This is a genomic window from Drouetiella sp., assembly GCF_059504425.1.
In genome coordinates this window covers 31052-46432 of the sequence record NZ_JCACIN010000002.1, presented here as the reverse complement: position 1 = coordinate 46432, position 15381 = coordinate 31052, and the positions used below count along the sequence as shown (strand labels likewise).

The following is a 15381-nucleotide window of genomic DNA, read 5'->3' as shown; positions in this document are numbered from 1 at the left end:
CAATGGCTCGACTGCTGCCGACACTTCAGAGTTCGTGTTCGATCGCTTCATTGAGGAGCAAACGCCTCCTGACGGCGGATTCTCCATACGGGTTTCAAAATGGGGGCGGTGGGACTTGAACCCACACGACTTATAAGGTCAACGGATTTTAAGTCCGCAGCGTCTACCATTCCGCCACGCCCCCGTGACTAAGTTGAAACTGAGTTAAAACCTGCAAATCATTACAAACAGATAAAAACATTGCAGACATCACATTATATCTGCATATGTTCCCTTACAGCCTTAAAGCTTATACTGCATCACTCCTTCACTGAAGTATAAAGATTAGAGCCAGCGTCATGCCCACAAACCAGACTCTATCTTTAACTCGCCCCTTCGTTGACTCAATATGGCCGTAACAGACCATGCCCATAACAGACCGAATTGTGCGTAGCTTAGAATCTTACGCCCAACCCACCTTGAACTGAAGCAGCTGTGCCCCCACCATCTTTGTAAGCGTCAAAAGCAATGATGGCATTTCCAAACAGCACGAGGTTGCTGTAGGGAAAGTTGTAGTCAATGCCGGGTTGAACGACGAAGGCAGTTTGATTGCCCAGCGGTGAAGCGCTGTCGCTGTCCCCTCCTTGAAAGGCAACCCCTGCGCCAATGTAGGCATCGGTCTGCCAATTGAGCGGCACATCATAGGAAACAGTAGGAACGATCGCCGTTCTGTCGCTAATTAATGCCTGAGCGCGAATCGACAGCGGCACCTCTAGCAAACGATAGCGCACAGCCACGACACCACCCGCATTAGTACCTTCGTCGTTTGGGCCACTGGTCAAACCTGCGGAACCGCCTACGCCAATGTAGCTACCGTAGGCAGCTTGAGCAAAGGCTGAAGGTGCAGCCGCTAAACCACCCAAGAGAGAAAACCCACAAAGGGCGATCGCCCTTAAGCCCAAGCTCACAGACTTTTGATATCTGGGGCTATTCATTACAGAAACTCCTCAAAGATTACAGAATGAAACTCAATAATCTCCAAACGATAGCTTAATCGCCAGCAAAATTCCACTGACAACAGTAATCTGATGTTAATAATTCAGCGCTAATTGCGATGATGATTTTAGGAGTGCAATTAGATAACGCTGATAAACCTAGTGGCGATTGGGGCACTCTGAGATAAAAGGAAGTATGCCTTTAAGATAAAAGCTGCCTGATGACTATAGATTTCCACCTCTTTCACCTGCCTGTCATGCTGAAACTGTTTCGACTTGCTTTACTTTTGCCAAGCCTATTTTTGCCAAGCTTAATCTTGCCTTTGATCAGTAGCAGTATTGCACCAGCGATCGCCCAAGAGCGACAGGGTTGCTATATGGTCAATGCCACGGGTCGTTTAATTGATCTGTCAGAGATTTGCCCCTCAGCCGTTCAAGCTCAAGCAAGTCCGCCACAGCTCGGAACAGGAGATATTCAAGTCACGTTGCGGTGGGCAACAACAGATGATTTAGATGTGGCAGTTACCGATCCTAGCGGAGATACTGTCACCTTCGCTAATCCTAATATTGCTTCTAGAGGGCAGCTCGATTTAGATGCCAACGCCAACTGCGTTAATCCGATTCAGGCTCCGATCGAAAACATCTTTTGGCCTCCCTCTCTGGCTCCTCAGGGCGATTATTCAATTACGGTAAATCTTTATGCTCGCTGCCAAGGAGCAGCTCCTGTTTCTTTTACCATAACCCTACTGGTTCAAGGCACGACTCAGACCTTAAACGGCACGGTTGATGAGCAAAATCCTGTTGCAACCTTTCCCTTTTCTCTACCTCAACGACAGCCTTAGTAGTCATCTCAGGAGCCATATTGTTGATTTTCAAGGATGAACCCTTAAAAATTGAACTATCCTTAGAAGCAGGAACATCTTTTGCAGCAGCTGATAGCTTAATTGAGTGTTTGAGCAGTCTGTTTTTAGAGCGATTGGCAAATCTCAGCTACAAAGTTTTGCATCTTGATAAAGACCCATTGAAATCTAGTTGAAAATCAGTTTTTGGAGAAGGAGAATGCGCCAAGTTTCACGTCAAGTTTCATGGATTGCCCTGACCATGGGTTTGGCTTTGGTCGCCACAGGATGCGGTGGGGACGGCAGCACAACCGCCACAAGCCCTACCACTACTGCATCATCACCTGTTCCGGTGGCTTCTCCAACGATCGCCGCCTCTCCCTCTCCAGGACAGCCAGGTAATCCCGCCTTCACAAATCCCACGGTTAGCCCGCAGAATGTCGCACCTAGAGGCATTTTGCCACCCGATCTAATCAGCTCCACAGATCCCAATCAGCGAGTGCGGCAGGTGCAGAGCAGCCGCTCTGACCCCTTTGCCCTACTGCCAACTTCACCCACAGTAAGGCTCCCGCCGCCCCTACCTACGGTTGCTGTAGCGCCACCGAGTGGAGCAGCAGCTAATCCTTTCCCTACCGTAAGACAGACTAGCCCAAATCGCACTACTTCATCAGGTGGGTCAGGCGGGTCTTCGGCGGTTTCTAGGCAGAGCGGTGGCTCTAGCGGATCAGGCGCGTTAGCTCCTATTCCTACGTTGGTGCCTCGTGCGACTCCTATTTTGCCTCCTGCGCCACAGCCTGACCTTGCTAGAGCGGTCATGGTGACAGGCGTTGTACAAGTGGGCGAAACTTTGTATGCGATTGTCAATGCCCCCAACGAACCCAGCAGTCGCTATGTGCAGGCAGGTCAGCGCTTGTCTAATGGACAGATCCTGGTAAGACGAATCGATGCCAATGGAGCAGAGCCTCAGGTTGTGTTTGAGCAGTTTGGGATTGAGGTGGTCAGAGCCGTGGGCGAAGGTGGTGCCCCAACCAGCTCGACTCCAGCGGCTTCGGTGCCGACAGCTGCTACCCGTGGCTAGATCTCGCGCGATCGGCAGCAATAAAACTTAAAGCGCTAAATCAACCGATCGCCCCGCTAGGGTAGTACGCTGAGAAGCGATCATAGTTCTGATCACAGTTCTAAAGCATCCTATTGCAGCCTGCGTAGCGACTTTGGATGGCGAATCCAGAGCTTTGGATTGAGGCAACATATCAGTCTGAGAATCTAGATCTGAAATCTAAAATTGCTCAAGCCGGGTCGCAACAGGGCTGGATTTATAAAATCAGTATCCCTGAAGGAAAATACTCATGGTTCAACGCGGTTCTAAAGTCCGAATTCTCCGGAAGGAATCCTATTGGTTTCAAGACGTAGGAACAGTCGCCTCTGTTGATCAAAGCGGCATCAAATATCCCGTGATTGTGCGTTTTGATAAGGTGAACTACGCAGGTGTAAACGCCAACAACTTCTCTATGGCTGAAGTCGTAGAAGTCGCTCCTCCGACTAAGAAGTCTGCGGCTTCTACAGCAGCTCCAGGCGGCAAGCAAACCACTGTTCAGGAAAGCACTCGCCAGACGGGACAGGGTTCAGCTCAAAAAACTGCCGAGTCTCCCGGCGGAAGCCCCACCTCTCAAGGCGACCCCAACCAAGGAACCGAAGCTCGTTAGAATAGATGTCTTAAATAAGTAATTTATGCTTTGTGCTGGGTGAACGCTCATCACAAAACATAAATTGCAAGTTTAGAACATTATTTCTAAAATTGTGCCGGAATTACCTGAGGTTGAGACTGTTTGTCGTGGCTTAAATCAGGTCACGCTTCATCAAGTCATTTGGGGTGGGCAGGTGCTACTCGATCGCACCATTGCCTACCCCTTTTGCACGGCTGACTTCTTGACAGAGCTAAAGGAATGCGCGATCGCGCAATGGCATCGGCGCGGCAAATATTTGTTAGCAGAGCTAGTCAAGCCCGATCAAAAGCAGGCAGGATGGCTAGGCGTGCATCTGCGGATGACGGGTCAGCTTTTGTGGCAGGGTCAAGAGGAGCCGCTGCAAAAACACTGTCGAGTGCGGCTGTTTTTCCCAAAGGGGCGCGAGCTAAGGTTTGTTGATCAGCGCACGTTTGGGCAGATGTGGTTTGTGCCGTTCGATCGCTTGCCTCAAGAAATTATGTCTGGATTGGCGCGGCTGGGAGTTGAGCCGTTTTCGCCAGAATTTTCGGTGGCGTATCTGGCGGAGTGGCTAAAGAAGCGCCAGCGCCCGATCAAAAATGCCCTGCTGGATCAAACCTTGGTCGCAGGTATTGGCAATATCTATGCCGATGAAGCGCTGTTTCTCAGCCAAATTCGCCCTCAGACCCTATGTTCTACCTTAAGTCTTGAGCAGGTTCAGCGCCTTCATACCGCCATTTTGCGTGTGCTGCAAGAGTCGATCGATGCCAGAGGCACCACCTTCAGCGATTTCCGGGATGTGTCGGGCGTCAACGGCAACTATGGCGGCATCGCCTGGGTGTATAGTCGCGAAGGGCAGGCTTGCCGTACCTGTGGAGAGCAGATTCAGCGGCTAAAGATGGCAGGACGATCGGCGCATTTTTGCCCAACTTGCCAGGTATAGTGCTTCACGGCAATAGCCTTTTGCAATCCAAAATCTAGAATAATGCGGGTTATTGCTGCGTTACCTGCTGCACGATTTCTAAAAAGCGCTGCACCGTTGCAGAAGCGTCCTTACGCCAGGTGACAGCGATCGCCGCCCTTGGAGTTACTTCTACTAAGGGTCGATAGACCACTCCCGTGCGCTGTAAGTTTTGTAAAGAGATGGGGACGATCGCCACACCCATTTCAGCAGCCACCAGGCTAATAATGGTCTGCATCTGGATGGCTTCTTGCACGACATTGGGGCTGAATCCGCCCTGCTGACACAGACTGATAATCTGGTCATAGAGTCCCGGAGCCAGCAAGCGAGGGAAGAGAATAAACGGCTCGCCCGCCAGGGTACACAAAGCCACCTGAGATTGTAGAGCCAGGGTATGGGCTTGGGGCAGGGCAACCACCAGCGGCTCCTGAAAAATCGTGGTGCAGCCAAATTCTTCCGCTTCGATCGGCGGACGGACAAAGCCTACGTCAATGCGCCCTTCTCGCAGCCATCGGATTTGCTGATCGGTCGTCAACTCATGTAGCTCTAAGCTGACCTGCGGCAGGGTAGAGCGAAACGATCGCAAGATCTGAGGCAAAACGCTGTAGGCGGCAGAGCTGACAAAGGCGATCGCCAACTGCCCCAATTCACCCCGGCTGACCTGCTGCCCTGTGCGAACGGCTTGCTCTAGCTGCCAAAAAATCTTTCGGCATTCTCCCCAAAAAATTTGCCCTGCTTCCGTAAGCACCACGCTGCGTTTGGTGCGGTAAAAAAGCTGAAATCCTAGCTCAGCCTCTAACTGGCGAATCTGCTGACTCAGCGGTGGTTGTGCCATGTGCAGTCGCTCGGCAGCGCGACCAAAGTGCAGCTCCTCAGCCACCATCATGAAATAGCGCAAGTGTCGAAGTTCAATCATTCGCACCCCTGCGGTATTAGTATGGGCAAGGATAGAGTCTTCTTATCGCCACTGAATTTATGGTAGTCCTTAAGGGGTAGGGATTTTTTGTTGCGTGGGCTTTGCCCACGCAACAAAAAATCCCTACCCAAATACCAATACCGAATTTATTATGCGATCGTTCTGGTCTGATCCCTACCTCTGGGTACATTTGGCGGGGGCTGCTGCCGTACCGCTCCTTCTAGAGTTTTGCTTGCTAGGTTTGGGCGTGGGGAGTCCGCTACTCCCCGTAGGTCTTGAATTTGCGTTGGTAGGAACGATCGGTGTAGCTCCAGTTCTTTGGATGCAGTGGCAAAAACCCTTCTCCATTTTTAGCTTAGTCGCCCTAGCGCTGAAGCCAGACCGACTAACGATCGATCAGCGACGAATCTTGAAGCTATTCAAAGCGCCTCTAGAGAGAGTCGTGGCGGTGCTAACGGCGATCGCCCTGCTTGCCGTGCTGTGGCAGCTTTACCAAATTGCGCCGATTGCCTCAGAAGTAACGCCGTTTGGGCAGTTTGGACGGTTGGGCGGAGTGTTGGTGGCAGCGATCGCGTTTCTGGGCTGCAACCTGTTTTTGCAGATTCCGGTTAGCGTTTTGCGGGTGCTGTTCACGTCCGAAAAGCAATTTTTTGCTACCGAGCCTTATTCTGTTGAGAAAATAGCGCAGGACTTCACGCTGTTGGGTTTGCAAATTCAGCAAATTTTGCCCAGTATTCAGGCTCAAGCTGAAATTAAGGCTGAAGCCAAGCCAGAAGTTACGCCAGAAGAAGCTACGCCAGAAACCAAGCCAGAAACCAAGCCAAAAGAAGTTACGCCAGAAATCGAAGCGGCTGCACTGTTGGAAGAATTGGCGATCGCTGAGGCAACTCCAACTATGACTTCAGTTGAGCCTGCGGTGGATTTGGAAGACTCTCTAGAAGACCCGTTAGATGAATTTGGAGATGCCCAAGACTTCTCTGAACCTCTCGCCGAGACTATCCCTGAAATTATTCCAGAGATTATCCCTGAAATCACTTCTGAAATCATTCCTGAAGCAATCTCTGAACCTGTTTCTGAGACCATTCACATTATTGAACTTGAGCTAATCGATGACTCAGAAGCGCCCTACGTGGAAGTGATGGCGGCTGAAGAAGAAATAATTGTTGTAGAAGAGCCGATCGAGGAAAAAACGATCGAGATCGAAATTCAATATATCCCTGATGAAATAACGATCGACTCGGCTGAAGGTGCGATCGAAGAATCGAACTGGGAAGAGGATGATTGGGAAGAGTAAAGCCAATTATTCGGTGCCTGTATTCTGAGCGCGCCTGGCAGACAAACTGCAAGACACCCGCCTATCTGGGTGGCGGTTCAACAAAAGGTGGTTGGTGCATAGGGTTTCCCGCTGACTCAATTGCCATCGACCTCACCCATTCCGCTTTGCTGGTTTAGCCTTCCAGCAGAGAAAATTAAAAGCAAACTAAAAAAGATTTGCACACCGCGTTAAGTGGTTTTTCATCCCCTATTAGAGAGGGAACACTCTATGTGATAATCCGTAATAGAGTTTCTAATATTTGAGCTTTTAAGAGATTCCTTATGGATGGGAGCCGCCAGTGAGTACGGAAGCGATCGATCCCAAAACCCTTGATAGCTATGAGTGTGGAGCCTGTGGTTACGTTTACGAACCGAATCGGGGAGACAACACTCAGGATGTTGCAGCAGGTACAGCTTTTGAAGACTTGTCTGAAAATTGGCGATGTCCTGTCTGCAATGCGCGGAAGCCTCGGTTTAGCAATATCGGTTCTATCAACAGTCCTTCAGGATTTAAGGAAAATCTGAAGTACGGTTTTGGAGTCAACACCCTAACCCCAGGTCAGAAGAATCTGCTGATTTTTGGAGCTTTGGGGCTAGGTGTCTTGTTTTTTCTGAGCCTTTACGGGCTGCATTAGGTTTCATTTAGAGTTGCTGTCTTTGTTAAACGCGGGTTTATCAGAAACAGCCTCCATCAAATATTTTGCTCATCAAAGTTTTAGCTAAGTCACCGATCAAAATCCCATGCACCCGATTCTGAAGCCGCTCCGGCAAATTGTTCTTGTTTTAGCGGCAGTCCTGCTGTGTAGCAGCTGCGCCAGAGGCTATCTGCCCTCCGTCAGTGACAACCCCTGGGAGCTTGTGCCTGTTCCGACAGAAGAAACTCTGTCTGATGTGGCATTTATGGACACTCAGCGTGGCTGGATTGTCGGCAAAAACTCGACGCTCCTGGCAACTCAGGACGGGGGTAAAACCTGGGAAGAGCGCAAGCTGGATTTGGGAGACAGTCGCTATACTTTCAACTCCGTCAGCTTTTCGGGTAACGAGGGCTGGGTCGTGGGTCGCCCTAGCATTCTGCTGCATACGACAGATGCGGGTAAATCCTGGTCGCGAATTCCGTTAAGCGAAAAGCTGCCGGGTTCGCCCTATCTGGTGACGGCTTTGGGGAGAAAGTCTGCTGAGATGACAACTGACGTGGGCGCAATTTACCGCACCCAGGACGACGGCAAAACCTGGCAGGCTTTGGTGCAGGAGGCAGTGGGCGTGTCGAGGGACATTGAGCGATCGCCCGACGGCAAGTATGTCGCAGTCTCGGCGCGAGGCAGCTTCTATTCCACTTGGGAACCAGGTCAGACGGCATGGCAGCCCTATAATCGCAATAACTCTCGACGCTTACAGAGCATGGGGTTCAGCAAAGATGGCGATCTTTGGCTACTGGCACGAGGCGGGGTTCTTCAGTTTGGTGCTTTCAAGGACGACGCAGCTCCCCCAGATGCCGAAGCTGAAGTCAAAGAGGTTGAAGATAAGGCTTCTGGTAAGTGGGGAGAAGCGATTACGCCAGAGTTTGCCACAAGCTGGGGGCTGCTAGATTTGGCTTTCCGTACGCCTGAAGAAATTTGGGTGTCTGGCGGCAGCGGCAATCTGCTAGCTAGCTTTGATGGCGGACAAACCTGGCAAAAAGATAGAGCGATCGAAAACGTTCCCTCCAATCTTTACAGGATTGTTTTTGTCACTCCCGAACAGGGATTTGTCTTAGGTCAGAGAGGCACATTATTGAAATATAATGCTGCCTGAGTTGTAGTCAGAAAGCGGCAGAAATGAATGGCAAAATTGCAGCATCTTAGCCCATAGAATTCAAAAAATTCGATTGAAGAAAATAGACCTCTTGCAAATTAGGTTTAGTGGGGGCGCAGACCCCACTAAACCTAATCCTAAAGCTTTAATCTGCAAGAGATCTAATAGAAAAATTGATCATGGCTTGTGATGCCTGACTCATTCTCATATGATGTAAGGTAAAGGCTAAAGTTGTCGTTTCTGAGAGGGGATTAAATGGCTGGTACCACTGGAGAACGTCCGTTTACAGATATTGTTACAAGCATTCGCTATTGGGTGATTCATAGCATCACCATCCCGGCTTTGTTTGTTGCAGGTTGGCTGTTTGTCAGCACGGGTTTGGCTTATGACATCTTTGGTACACCTCGTCCTAACGAGTACTTTACCCAAGAGCGTCAAGAAGTGCCGATCGTCATGGATCGTGACTCTGCTAAACAGCAAATCGACGACTTCATCGGCAAGTAAAATTGACAAGTGAATTGACAAGTAAATTGGCACGCAAGTTGAGCGCAAAGCTATGACTAATTCCACAAATCAGCCCGTTTCCTATCCCATTTTTACTGTTCGTTGGGCGGCAGTTCACACCTTGGCGGTTCCCACCGTGTTTTTCTTGGGGGCGATCGCATCTATGCAATTTATTCATCGCTAGGAGAATCCTGTGGCACCTTTAGATCGGAGTCCTAACCCTAACAATCAGCCCGTAGAGTTAAACCGTACTTCTCTCTACCTTGGCTTGTTGCTTATTTTCGTTCTGGGTATTTTGTTTTCAAGCTATTTCTTCAACTAGAAATTTGGGTCAGGTTTACCGCCTGACTCAATTTGAATTCATTTGAGTTAGGTATTAGGAGATTAAAAAAAATGTTTCAATCTGGCAGAATTCCACTTTGGATGGTTGGTACTGTCGCAGGTATCGGCGTACTGGTGGTTGTGGGTCTATTTTTCTACGGTGCTTACGCGGGTATTGGCTCTTCGGTTTAGGCTGGCGATCGATTGAGAATAAGTTTCTGAAAAAGCCGTTTATTTCTAGCTCTCTGTTTAGCAAAAAAGCCGCGCTGTACACAGCGCGGCTTTTTTATAGGACTTTCATGGAACTTTCGTAAGCGCCTATCTAGAATCTGTTAGCTAATGCCGCTTAGCTAATATTGCCAAAGGTTTGTAGCACCCCTGATTTAACCACCTCGTACACCAAGTAAGCGAACCCAGCGCCGCCAATGCCGCCTACCAGGAAACTGCCCGCAAACTCGCTCCAACCTTCTGAAGTCTCCAAACCTACGGGCGGTTTGGGAGTCGTCACGGTTTTAATGGGTTTGTTGGGTTGTGATCCGGCATAGAGTGACAGGCAAACTGTCAAAATCACGACCAGAATGACGGCTTCAATCAGACCGACAATGTCGCCAACGCCCGTGTCTCGAAACTGGCTGGTGAAGGCAAAAGGCCCAAACAGCAGGTAGCCATGAGCCATACCAATTTCTAGACCTCGGCGTTGAGGAGACAAACCAGCTCGATAGGCGGGCAGGTTGTTGATCAACGCTTTTGTGAAGTCTGAGGAATTAATCGGGGTGGCAAGGTTGCCAATTTGCGGATCTCCAGCGGCTTTAATCACATCTGACATGTTGTTTTATCTCCAAAGTTGTTTTCACCTGTTGCCACCCAATTAGAAGGCTTTGAGGATGAAATGTACCAACACAAGCGATCGCACCTTATAAAGATGCGCAATCTCAAACAGCTCGATCTCAAACAGCTTAATCTCAAGAATAAGAGCTTTGCGAAAGAGTTAAGTCTTGTCTCAAACTCTCCAGACAGCCTTTAGAAGCGATACTGAAATGGCTTAAAGCCCCGCAGCGTCATCACGCTCGATGTAAATGAACAAAAACGCCATTGCCACGGCAGGAAAAACCCATCCGACAATAGGAACAAGAATTGACGGCAAAAATGAAGCTGCCATATTTTGGCTCTCCCTCGCTAAATTAACGAACCTTCAGAGCCAAATTTACTGTGAATTGGGGACTGATTTCTAACTGCTAAGAAATTTTAACAACTGTGTGGCTAGGATCTGCCGATGGCATTGCTCAATCGGGGCACAATTTTTTGTTGGAGAGGGGCGCGGAGCGCCCTTCTCCAACAAAAAAATCCCAGAGATCAGCAACACCCTGCCGACTACAACACCCCTTTAGAGCTAGGAATCAGGTGTGCCCGACGGGGATCAATCTCGATCGCCATCCGAAGCGCACGCGCAAATGCCTTAAAGGTAGCCTCAATAATGTGGTGAGAGTTGATGCCGTCCAGTTGGCGAATGTGCAGCGTCATTTGCGAATGGTTGACCACTGCGACAAAGAACTCGCGCACGAGCTGAGTATCGTAGGTGCCGACCCGCTCCGTCGGAATTTGCAGCCCGTAACTGAGGTGCGGACGACCCGAAAAATCTAGCGTCACCTGCACCAGAGCCTCATCTAGCGGTGCAAAGAAGTGTCCAAAGCGGACGATGCCCTTGCGATCGCCCAGTGCCTTCGACAACGCCTGCCCTAGGGTAATGCCCACATCTTCGTTGGTGTGGTGGTCGTCAATTTCAATATCTCCCGTGGCGTGAACATCCAGATCAACTAGCCCATGAGAAGAAATCTGGTGCAGCATGTGATCGAGAAATGGAATGCCTGTTTGGGTGCTGCATTGTCCCTGCCCATCTAAATTAAGGCTAACCTGCACGTCTGTTTCTCCAGTCGCGCGGTGAACTGAGGCGATCCGCGCCGGAAATTCTAGATTAAGCGGTGAAAATCCGGTGGCTAAATCACGAGTTTGCATGAAGGTATGCGCAAAGACAGCAAAACCATTATCGCTCATCTGCTCTATGGTCGTTTCAAAAAATAGACAGTTCCAGTAGATTGCAAAGTCTTCCAGCTTTTAAGGTTTTGTGGCGCGCGGAGCGCGCCACAAAACCCTAATTTGCGATCTTGCGATCTGCTGAGTCCGGCTAGAACGTCTTAAAACACTGCCGAAACAGCCGTGAGATCAGGCGGAATGACCGATCGCATTACAGAAACTTTGTCGCTCTCAAACTGGGTCGTCATGTCAATGGCGATCGCCTCAAGCTGAACTTCGAGACAGCCAAACGGCACCATGATTTGAGTTTTGCTCACCAGATTACCGAAGCCATCTGGGCTAAACTCCATCAGCCAGTGGGGGCCATCTAGCAGGGAGCGGCTTTGGCGATCGTGAGTCCACAGCTTCACAGAGATGCGGCTATAGGTATCTGGAATTTTGACGGTGATATCGATCGTCTGTCCTGAGACGAGTTCTCCGGTGGGTACGTCGAGTTGGGGGGTCGAGATTGTTTCGGTTGGTGCCAGCACCGTTGTGGAGGAAATAGGCTCTGGAGCAGACTGATAACCCGATCTAGCACCAGCGTGTTGATCTGACGGAGAACGATCGCCCGTAAAAAACGGTTCATCCACAACGATTTCCTGCGCTGCCAAGTCAGCATCTAGCCCGATTGCTCGGTTGTGGCTACGGCGCACAAATAAACCTGCCTCACCTGCCGAACTAGAGTTTTCAGTCGCTTCGGGATCGGCTATGGTGCTGAGCCAGTCAGCTAAATCCGGATCAGAGGCTAATGCCTGCAACCGCTCTAAGAATCGCTCTTGCAGATTGAGGGCGCGAAAAGCACTGTCTTCTGGAGTTTGGGGCAAAGGCAGCCCACCTGGCGATTGCCTTTGCCAAGATATCTGTGGCTCCGCTCTCTGCCAGTCGATCGCCGGATCTCCCGCTTCCTCTATTAGCTCTAGCTGAGGCTGTAGCTGAGGGGATGATTCTGCATCTTGTAGCTCCACAGCTTGTGGCTCCACAGCTTGTGGCTCCACAGCTTGTGGCTCCACAGCTTGTGGCTCCACAGCTTGTGGCTCTGCATTTTGTGACCCTGTATCTTGTAGCTCTACAATTTCTGGATCTGCAACTTCTGTCACAACTAGCTGCTCGCTCCCAGAATCAGCCGAAGCCTCGCTAGCTGGACGATCGGTAACGTCTGGTTCAGCCTCCATAGCGGGGTCTATCAGCGTGGGCAACTGGAGCGATCGCGGCTCCTTCTCAGGGTCAGGGAGACGCAGCAAGGGCGGCAGAGACGGCTGGGACGGACGGAATTGTAGGGCTGGCACCGTTGTAGAGCTGGGAGATACAGCAGGCTTTGCAACTGGCTCAGGTTCAGGTTCAGAAAAATCGTTGGCGATCGCCTCTAGCAGCTCCAGCAGGTCAGTTGTGACGTTAAAAGATTGGGTTGCAAGAACAGGAGGCAACTGTCCCTCTGCGGCACCGTAGAGCGCCAGTTCTCCCAAAATGAGGTGGGTTTCGCGATCGGCTGGCAGCGTCAGGGGAATGGAAAATTGCAGAGGGAGGGAGCGATCGGACTGAAGCGGCTGAGAGTCAGGCACTTGAGAGTCAGATCCTTGAAATAAAAGCTGAGTTTCATCAACTAACATTCGTGAGGTTTGCGGATCAAACAAGCGCACCCGCAGCTTGCCGCCAGAAACGGCTGTTTCTTCTAAAAGCGGGCTTTCCTCGCCTGAAGTTGGTGCCCTGAGAACTTGTCCCCTAAGAACCAGAGGCAGACCGCGCTTCACCACATAAGTCTGTTGCTCTAGCGTGATCTGGAGAGAGGAAGGGCGATCGACCCGCATACCCGGCAGTTGTTCCGCATCGGCTTGGCTGATGGGCAGGTATTCTGGCTGGGATTCTGGTTGGGATTGCAAAAAATCTTTATTTTGGGCAAGCTCTTGATCCTGGCTAATTTGTGAAGCTTCAGCCGTAGGAGATGCTTCAGAAGGAAAAGTTTCAGAAGGAGCGATCGCCAATTCTTTATCCCAGTCAGGCTCCCAATCGTCATCTGTTTCGAGATCGATCGGCAAGACTTGAAGCTGCACTCGATACAGCCAACCCTCTCCCATCATGTCTGACATGACATCGCTGCCGCAACGTAGCTCCCACTCTCCAGGCACTAGACGGGTAAAGGGAATAACCACCATCAAGCCATCTTGGTTGGTTTGGCTGAGGCGTTTTTGAGTGCGGCGCACGGGCGGCGTTTCGGCGGCGGCGTTTTGGATGACGCGGATCTCGACGGGTGTACGCACGCGGTCAGAACGAGCCACCACGCGGTACCGTCCCTCCAAAATCTCAACGGTGGGAGATTCCAGAGGGAGCCAGGAGCGATCGCCCTCTTTCTGGATGAGAAATTCCCAAAACGCCATCTAAAACCTCTAAATTAAGTCAGAACTACGAATTTCAGGACTATAAAATACGGAAACCTGCATAGGTAATAAATCGTATGCAACACCGGATCTAGCGGCGTAGGCGAATTATAAAGCATCCACTCAAACATCTAGCCTGTGAAGCCGGAATCTAGCCCAAGATGTGATGAATCAGAATAAATGCAGGACAAGTATCGTACCGTTCACGAGGCACACTTTACCACAGGATCGATTGAGGGCTACAGGATTCAGTTGAGGTTAGTAGACTCTGCTGAGGACTGTAGAGTCTGTAAGGCGGTAGAGTCTGTGAGGCATCGCCCCACGACCTAGCTCATTGTGGCTCTCAAAACTTTCCCTTTCAGAGTTTGACCCAGCCAGGGCGTGTTGCTAGACAGAGAATGGAGGGTTTGGGACGAAACCTGCCACTCTATCTGAGGATCAAAAAGTGTCAGCTCAGCAGGTTGACCCGGAGCAATTGTGGCGGGTATTTGTCCCAAGCAGCGAGCCGGATGACTGCTGAGCGATCGCCACAGGGTCAGCGCCTCCCAAGTGCCCGTTGCCACAAAGGTTTGCCACAGCAGCGGTAGAGCCAGCTCTAGGCCGATCGCGCCCGGAGGAGCTTCGGCAAAGGCGACAGTCTTTTCTTCGTAAGTGTAGGGGCTATGATCGATCGCGATTGCGTCAATTGTGCCGTCCTGAATGCCCTGAATCAGCGCTTGGCGATCGCTCGGATTGCCCAACGGTGGATCAAGCCGCAGATTGGGGTCATAGCTTTGCACATCCAGAACATCCAGCAGGAGATGCATCCAGGTCACGCTAGCGGTAATGGGCAAGCCCTGCTCCTTTGCCGAGCGAATCAGCTCAACACTACGAGCGGTAGAAACTCGCATGACGTGAATTGGCACTCCTAGCTCGGCAACAAATTCCAGGAGAGTCGCTAGAGGAGCCGTTTCAGCGATCGCCGGACTTCCCGCCAGACCCAGCCGCAGAGCTGCTACCCCGTCACGGATTACACCATTGCCCGTGATGGCAAGATCGCAGCACCAAAGGGCGATCGGCTTACCAAAAGGCTGCCCATATTCCAGAACTCGCCGGAGCAGCGCCCCATTTTGAATAGGCGAACCGTCTGCAAATCCGACGACTCCGACGGCAGCCAGTTCTGCCAGTTCTGCCATCTGTTCGCCTTTTGTCTTAGCGGTCAGCGCTCCCCAGGTATAGAGGTTAGGACTATTACCTAGCTGCAACTGGCTGTGCGATTGGCTGTGCGATCGCAGCCATTCCACGCCAGCGGGACTGTCCATAGGCGGATGGGTATCGGGCAGCAGCACCAATCGAGTAAAGCCTCCCGCGATCGCTGCCGCCCTGAGCGATGCCAAAGTCTCCCGCGACTCGAAGCCCGGTTCCCCCGAATGGCTGTAAAGATCGACCAGCCCAGTTCCCAAAACTAGCCCAGCACCCTCCTGAATGTGAGTGTGGGCGGGCAAATCTGATTCTGGAATGGCATCGGCAACGGCTGCAACCTTCCCATCTACCGCTAAAACATCGGCGATGCGATCGCAGTGGGCAGCCGGATCGAGAACTCGGATTTGTCGAAACAGTACGCTCGTCATTTC

Annotated in this window: 18 protein-coding genes and 1 tRNA gene; 11 read left to right on the top strand and 8 right to left on the bottom strand. The window is 51.0% G+C overall.

Translation table 11 applies throughout. The features are described 5' to 3' along the window. Positions 1-100 precede the first annotated feature (100 nt). Positions 101-184, bottom strand: a tRNA-Leu gene (locus AC5JMP_RS00675). A 250-nt stretch (positions 185-434) separates the two neighbouring features. Continuing rightward, complete coding sequence (locus tag AC5JMP_RS00670) at positions 435-974, bottom strand: hypothetical protein (RefSeq protein ID WP_495849486.1); 540 nt, start codon at positions 972-974, stop codon at positions 435-437. 221 nt (positions 975-1195) lie between these two features. Between AC5JMP_RS00670 and AC5JMP_RS00665 the strand changes: the two genes are divergently transcribed. From AC5JMP_RS00665 to AC5JMP_RS00650, 4 genes are all read left to right on the top strand, one after another. Continuing rightward, positions 1196-1816 (top strand): DUF2135 domain-containing protein, encoded by a 621-nt coding sequence (locus AC5JMP_RS00665; RefSeq protein ID WP_495849485.1) that lies wholly within the window; start codon positions 1196-1198, stop codon positions 1814-1816. Between the two features lie 217 nt (positions 1817-2033). Further along, positions 2034-2891, top strand: a complete 858-nt coding sequence (locus AC5JMP_RS00660) for a hypothetical protein (RefSeq protein WP_495849484.1) — start codon at positions 2034-2036, stop codon at positions 2889-2891. Positions 2892-3159: 268 nt separating this feature from the next. Further along, positions 3160-3516 (top strand): photosystem I reaction center subunit IV, encoded by a 357-nt coding sequence (locus AC5JMP_RS00655; protein WP_495849483.1) that lies wholly within the window; start codon positions 3160-3162, stop codon positions 3514-3516. A gap of 94 nt (positions 3517-3610) precedes the next feature. Further along, positions 3611-4459, top strand: coding sequence for a DNA-formamidopyrimidine glycosylase (locus tag AC5JMP_RS00650; RefSeq protein WP_495849482.1), 849 nt, complete (start codon positions 3611-3613; stop codon positions 4457-4459). 49 nt (positions 4460-4508) lie between these two features. On the opposite strand, the gene AC5JMP_RS00645 is transcribed toward AC5JMP_RS00650, so the two are convergent. After that, positions 4509-5390, bottom strand: a complete 882-nt coding sequence (locus AC5JMP_RS00645) for a LysR family transcriptional regulator (protein ID WP_495849526.1) — start codon at positions 5388-5390, stop codon at positions 4509-4511. A 154-nt stretch (positions 5391-5544) separates the two neighbouring features. On the opposite strand from AC5JMP_RS00645, the gene AC5JMP_RS00640 reads away from it, so the two are divergent. The 7 genes from AC5JMP_RS00640 (at position 5545) to AC5JMP_RS00610 (ending at position 9515) form a co-directional block, all read left to right on the top strand. Next, positions 5545-6687, top strand: coding sequence for a low-complexity tail membrane protein (locus AC5JMP_RS00640; RefSeq protein WP_495849481.1), 1143 nt, complete (start codon positions 5545-5547; stop codon positions 6685-6687). Between the two features lie 319 nt (positions 6688-7006). Further along, positions 7007-7342 carry a rubredoxin gene (locus AC5JMP_RS00635; RefSeq protein ID WP_495849480.1) on the top strand — a complete coding sequence of 112 codons (336 nt, stop codon included), beginning with the start codon at positions 7007-7009 and terminating at the stop codon, positions 7340-7342. 106 nt (positions 7343-7448) lie between these two features. Beyond that, on the top strand, positions 7449-8498 hold the full coding sequence (locus tag AC5JMP_RS00630; protein WP_495849479.1) for a photosynthesis system II assembly factor Ycf48: 1050 nt from the start codon (positions 7449-7451) through the stop codon (positions 8496-8498). A gap of 255 nt (positions 8499-8753) precedes the next feature. After that, complete coding sequence (gene psbE, locus AC5JMP_RS00625) at positions 8754-9002, top strand: cytochrome b559 subunit alpha (RefSeq protein ID WP_495849478.1); 249 nt, start codon at positions 8754-8756, stop codon at positions 9000-9002. Positions 9003-9054: 52 nt separating this feature from the next. After that, a complete protein-coding gene (gene psbF / locus AC5JMP_RS00620) occupies positions 9055-9186 on the top strand; it encodes a cytochrome b559 subunit beta (protein ID WP_495849477.1) in 132 nt (43 codons plus the stop codon). Between the two features lie 9 nt (positions 9187-9195). Continuing rightward, a complete protein-coding gene (gene psbL, locus AC5JMP_RS00615) occupies positions 9196-9324 on the top strand; it encodes a photosystem II reaction center protein PsbL (protein ID WP_495849476.1) in 129 nt (42 codons plus the stop codon). Positions 9325-9395: 71 nt separating this feature from the next. After that, positions 9396-9515, top strand: a complete 120-nt coding sequence (locus AC5JMP_RS00610) for a photosystem II reaction center protein J (RefSeq protein ID WP_495849475.1) — start codon at positions 9396-9398, stop codon at positions 9513-9515. Between the two features lie 154 nt (positions 9516-9669). Here the strand turns inward: AC5JMP_RS00610 and AC5JMP_RS00605 are convergent, their stop codons facing one another. The 5 genes from AC5JMP_RS00605 to AC5JMP_RS00585 form a co-directional block, all read right to left on the bottom strand. Then, positions 9670-10149, bottom strand: a complete 480-nt coding sequence (locus AC5JMP_RS00605; RefSeq protein WP_495849474.1) for a photosystem I reaction center subunit XI — start codon at positions 10147-10149, stop codon at positions 9670-9672. Positions 10150-10365: 216 nt separating this feature from the next. Then, on the bottom strand, positions 10366-10482 hold the full coding sequence (psaI, locus tag AC5JMP_RS00600) for a photosystem I reaction center subunit VIII (RefSeq protein WP_495849473.1): 117 nt from the start codon (positions 10480-10482) through the stop codon (positions 10366-10368). 212 nt (positions 10483-10694) lie between these two features. Then, a complete protein-coding gene (gene hisB / locus AC5JMP_RS00595) occupies positions 10695-11336 on the bottom strand; it encodes an imidazoleglycerol-phosphate dehydratase HisB (RefSeq protein WP_495849472.1) in 642 nt (213 codons plus the stop codon). 179 nt (positions 11337-11515) lie between these two features. Further along, positions 11516-13768: a hypothetical protein gene (locus AC5JMP_RS00590; RefSeq protein ID WP_495849471.1), complete on the bottom strand. Its 2253-nt coding sequence runs from the start codon at positions 13766-13768 to the stop codon at positions 11516-11518. Positions 13769-14094: 326 nt separating this feature from the next. Continuing rightward, entirely contained in the window at positions 14095-15378 is a 1284-nt protein-coding gene (locus AC5JMP_RS00585; protein ID WP_495849470.1) for a dihydroorotase, read from the bottom strand. Positions 15379-15381: the final 3 nt, after the last annotated feature.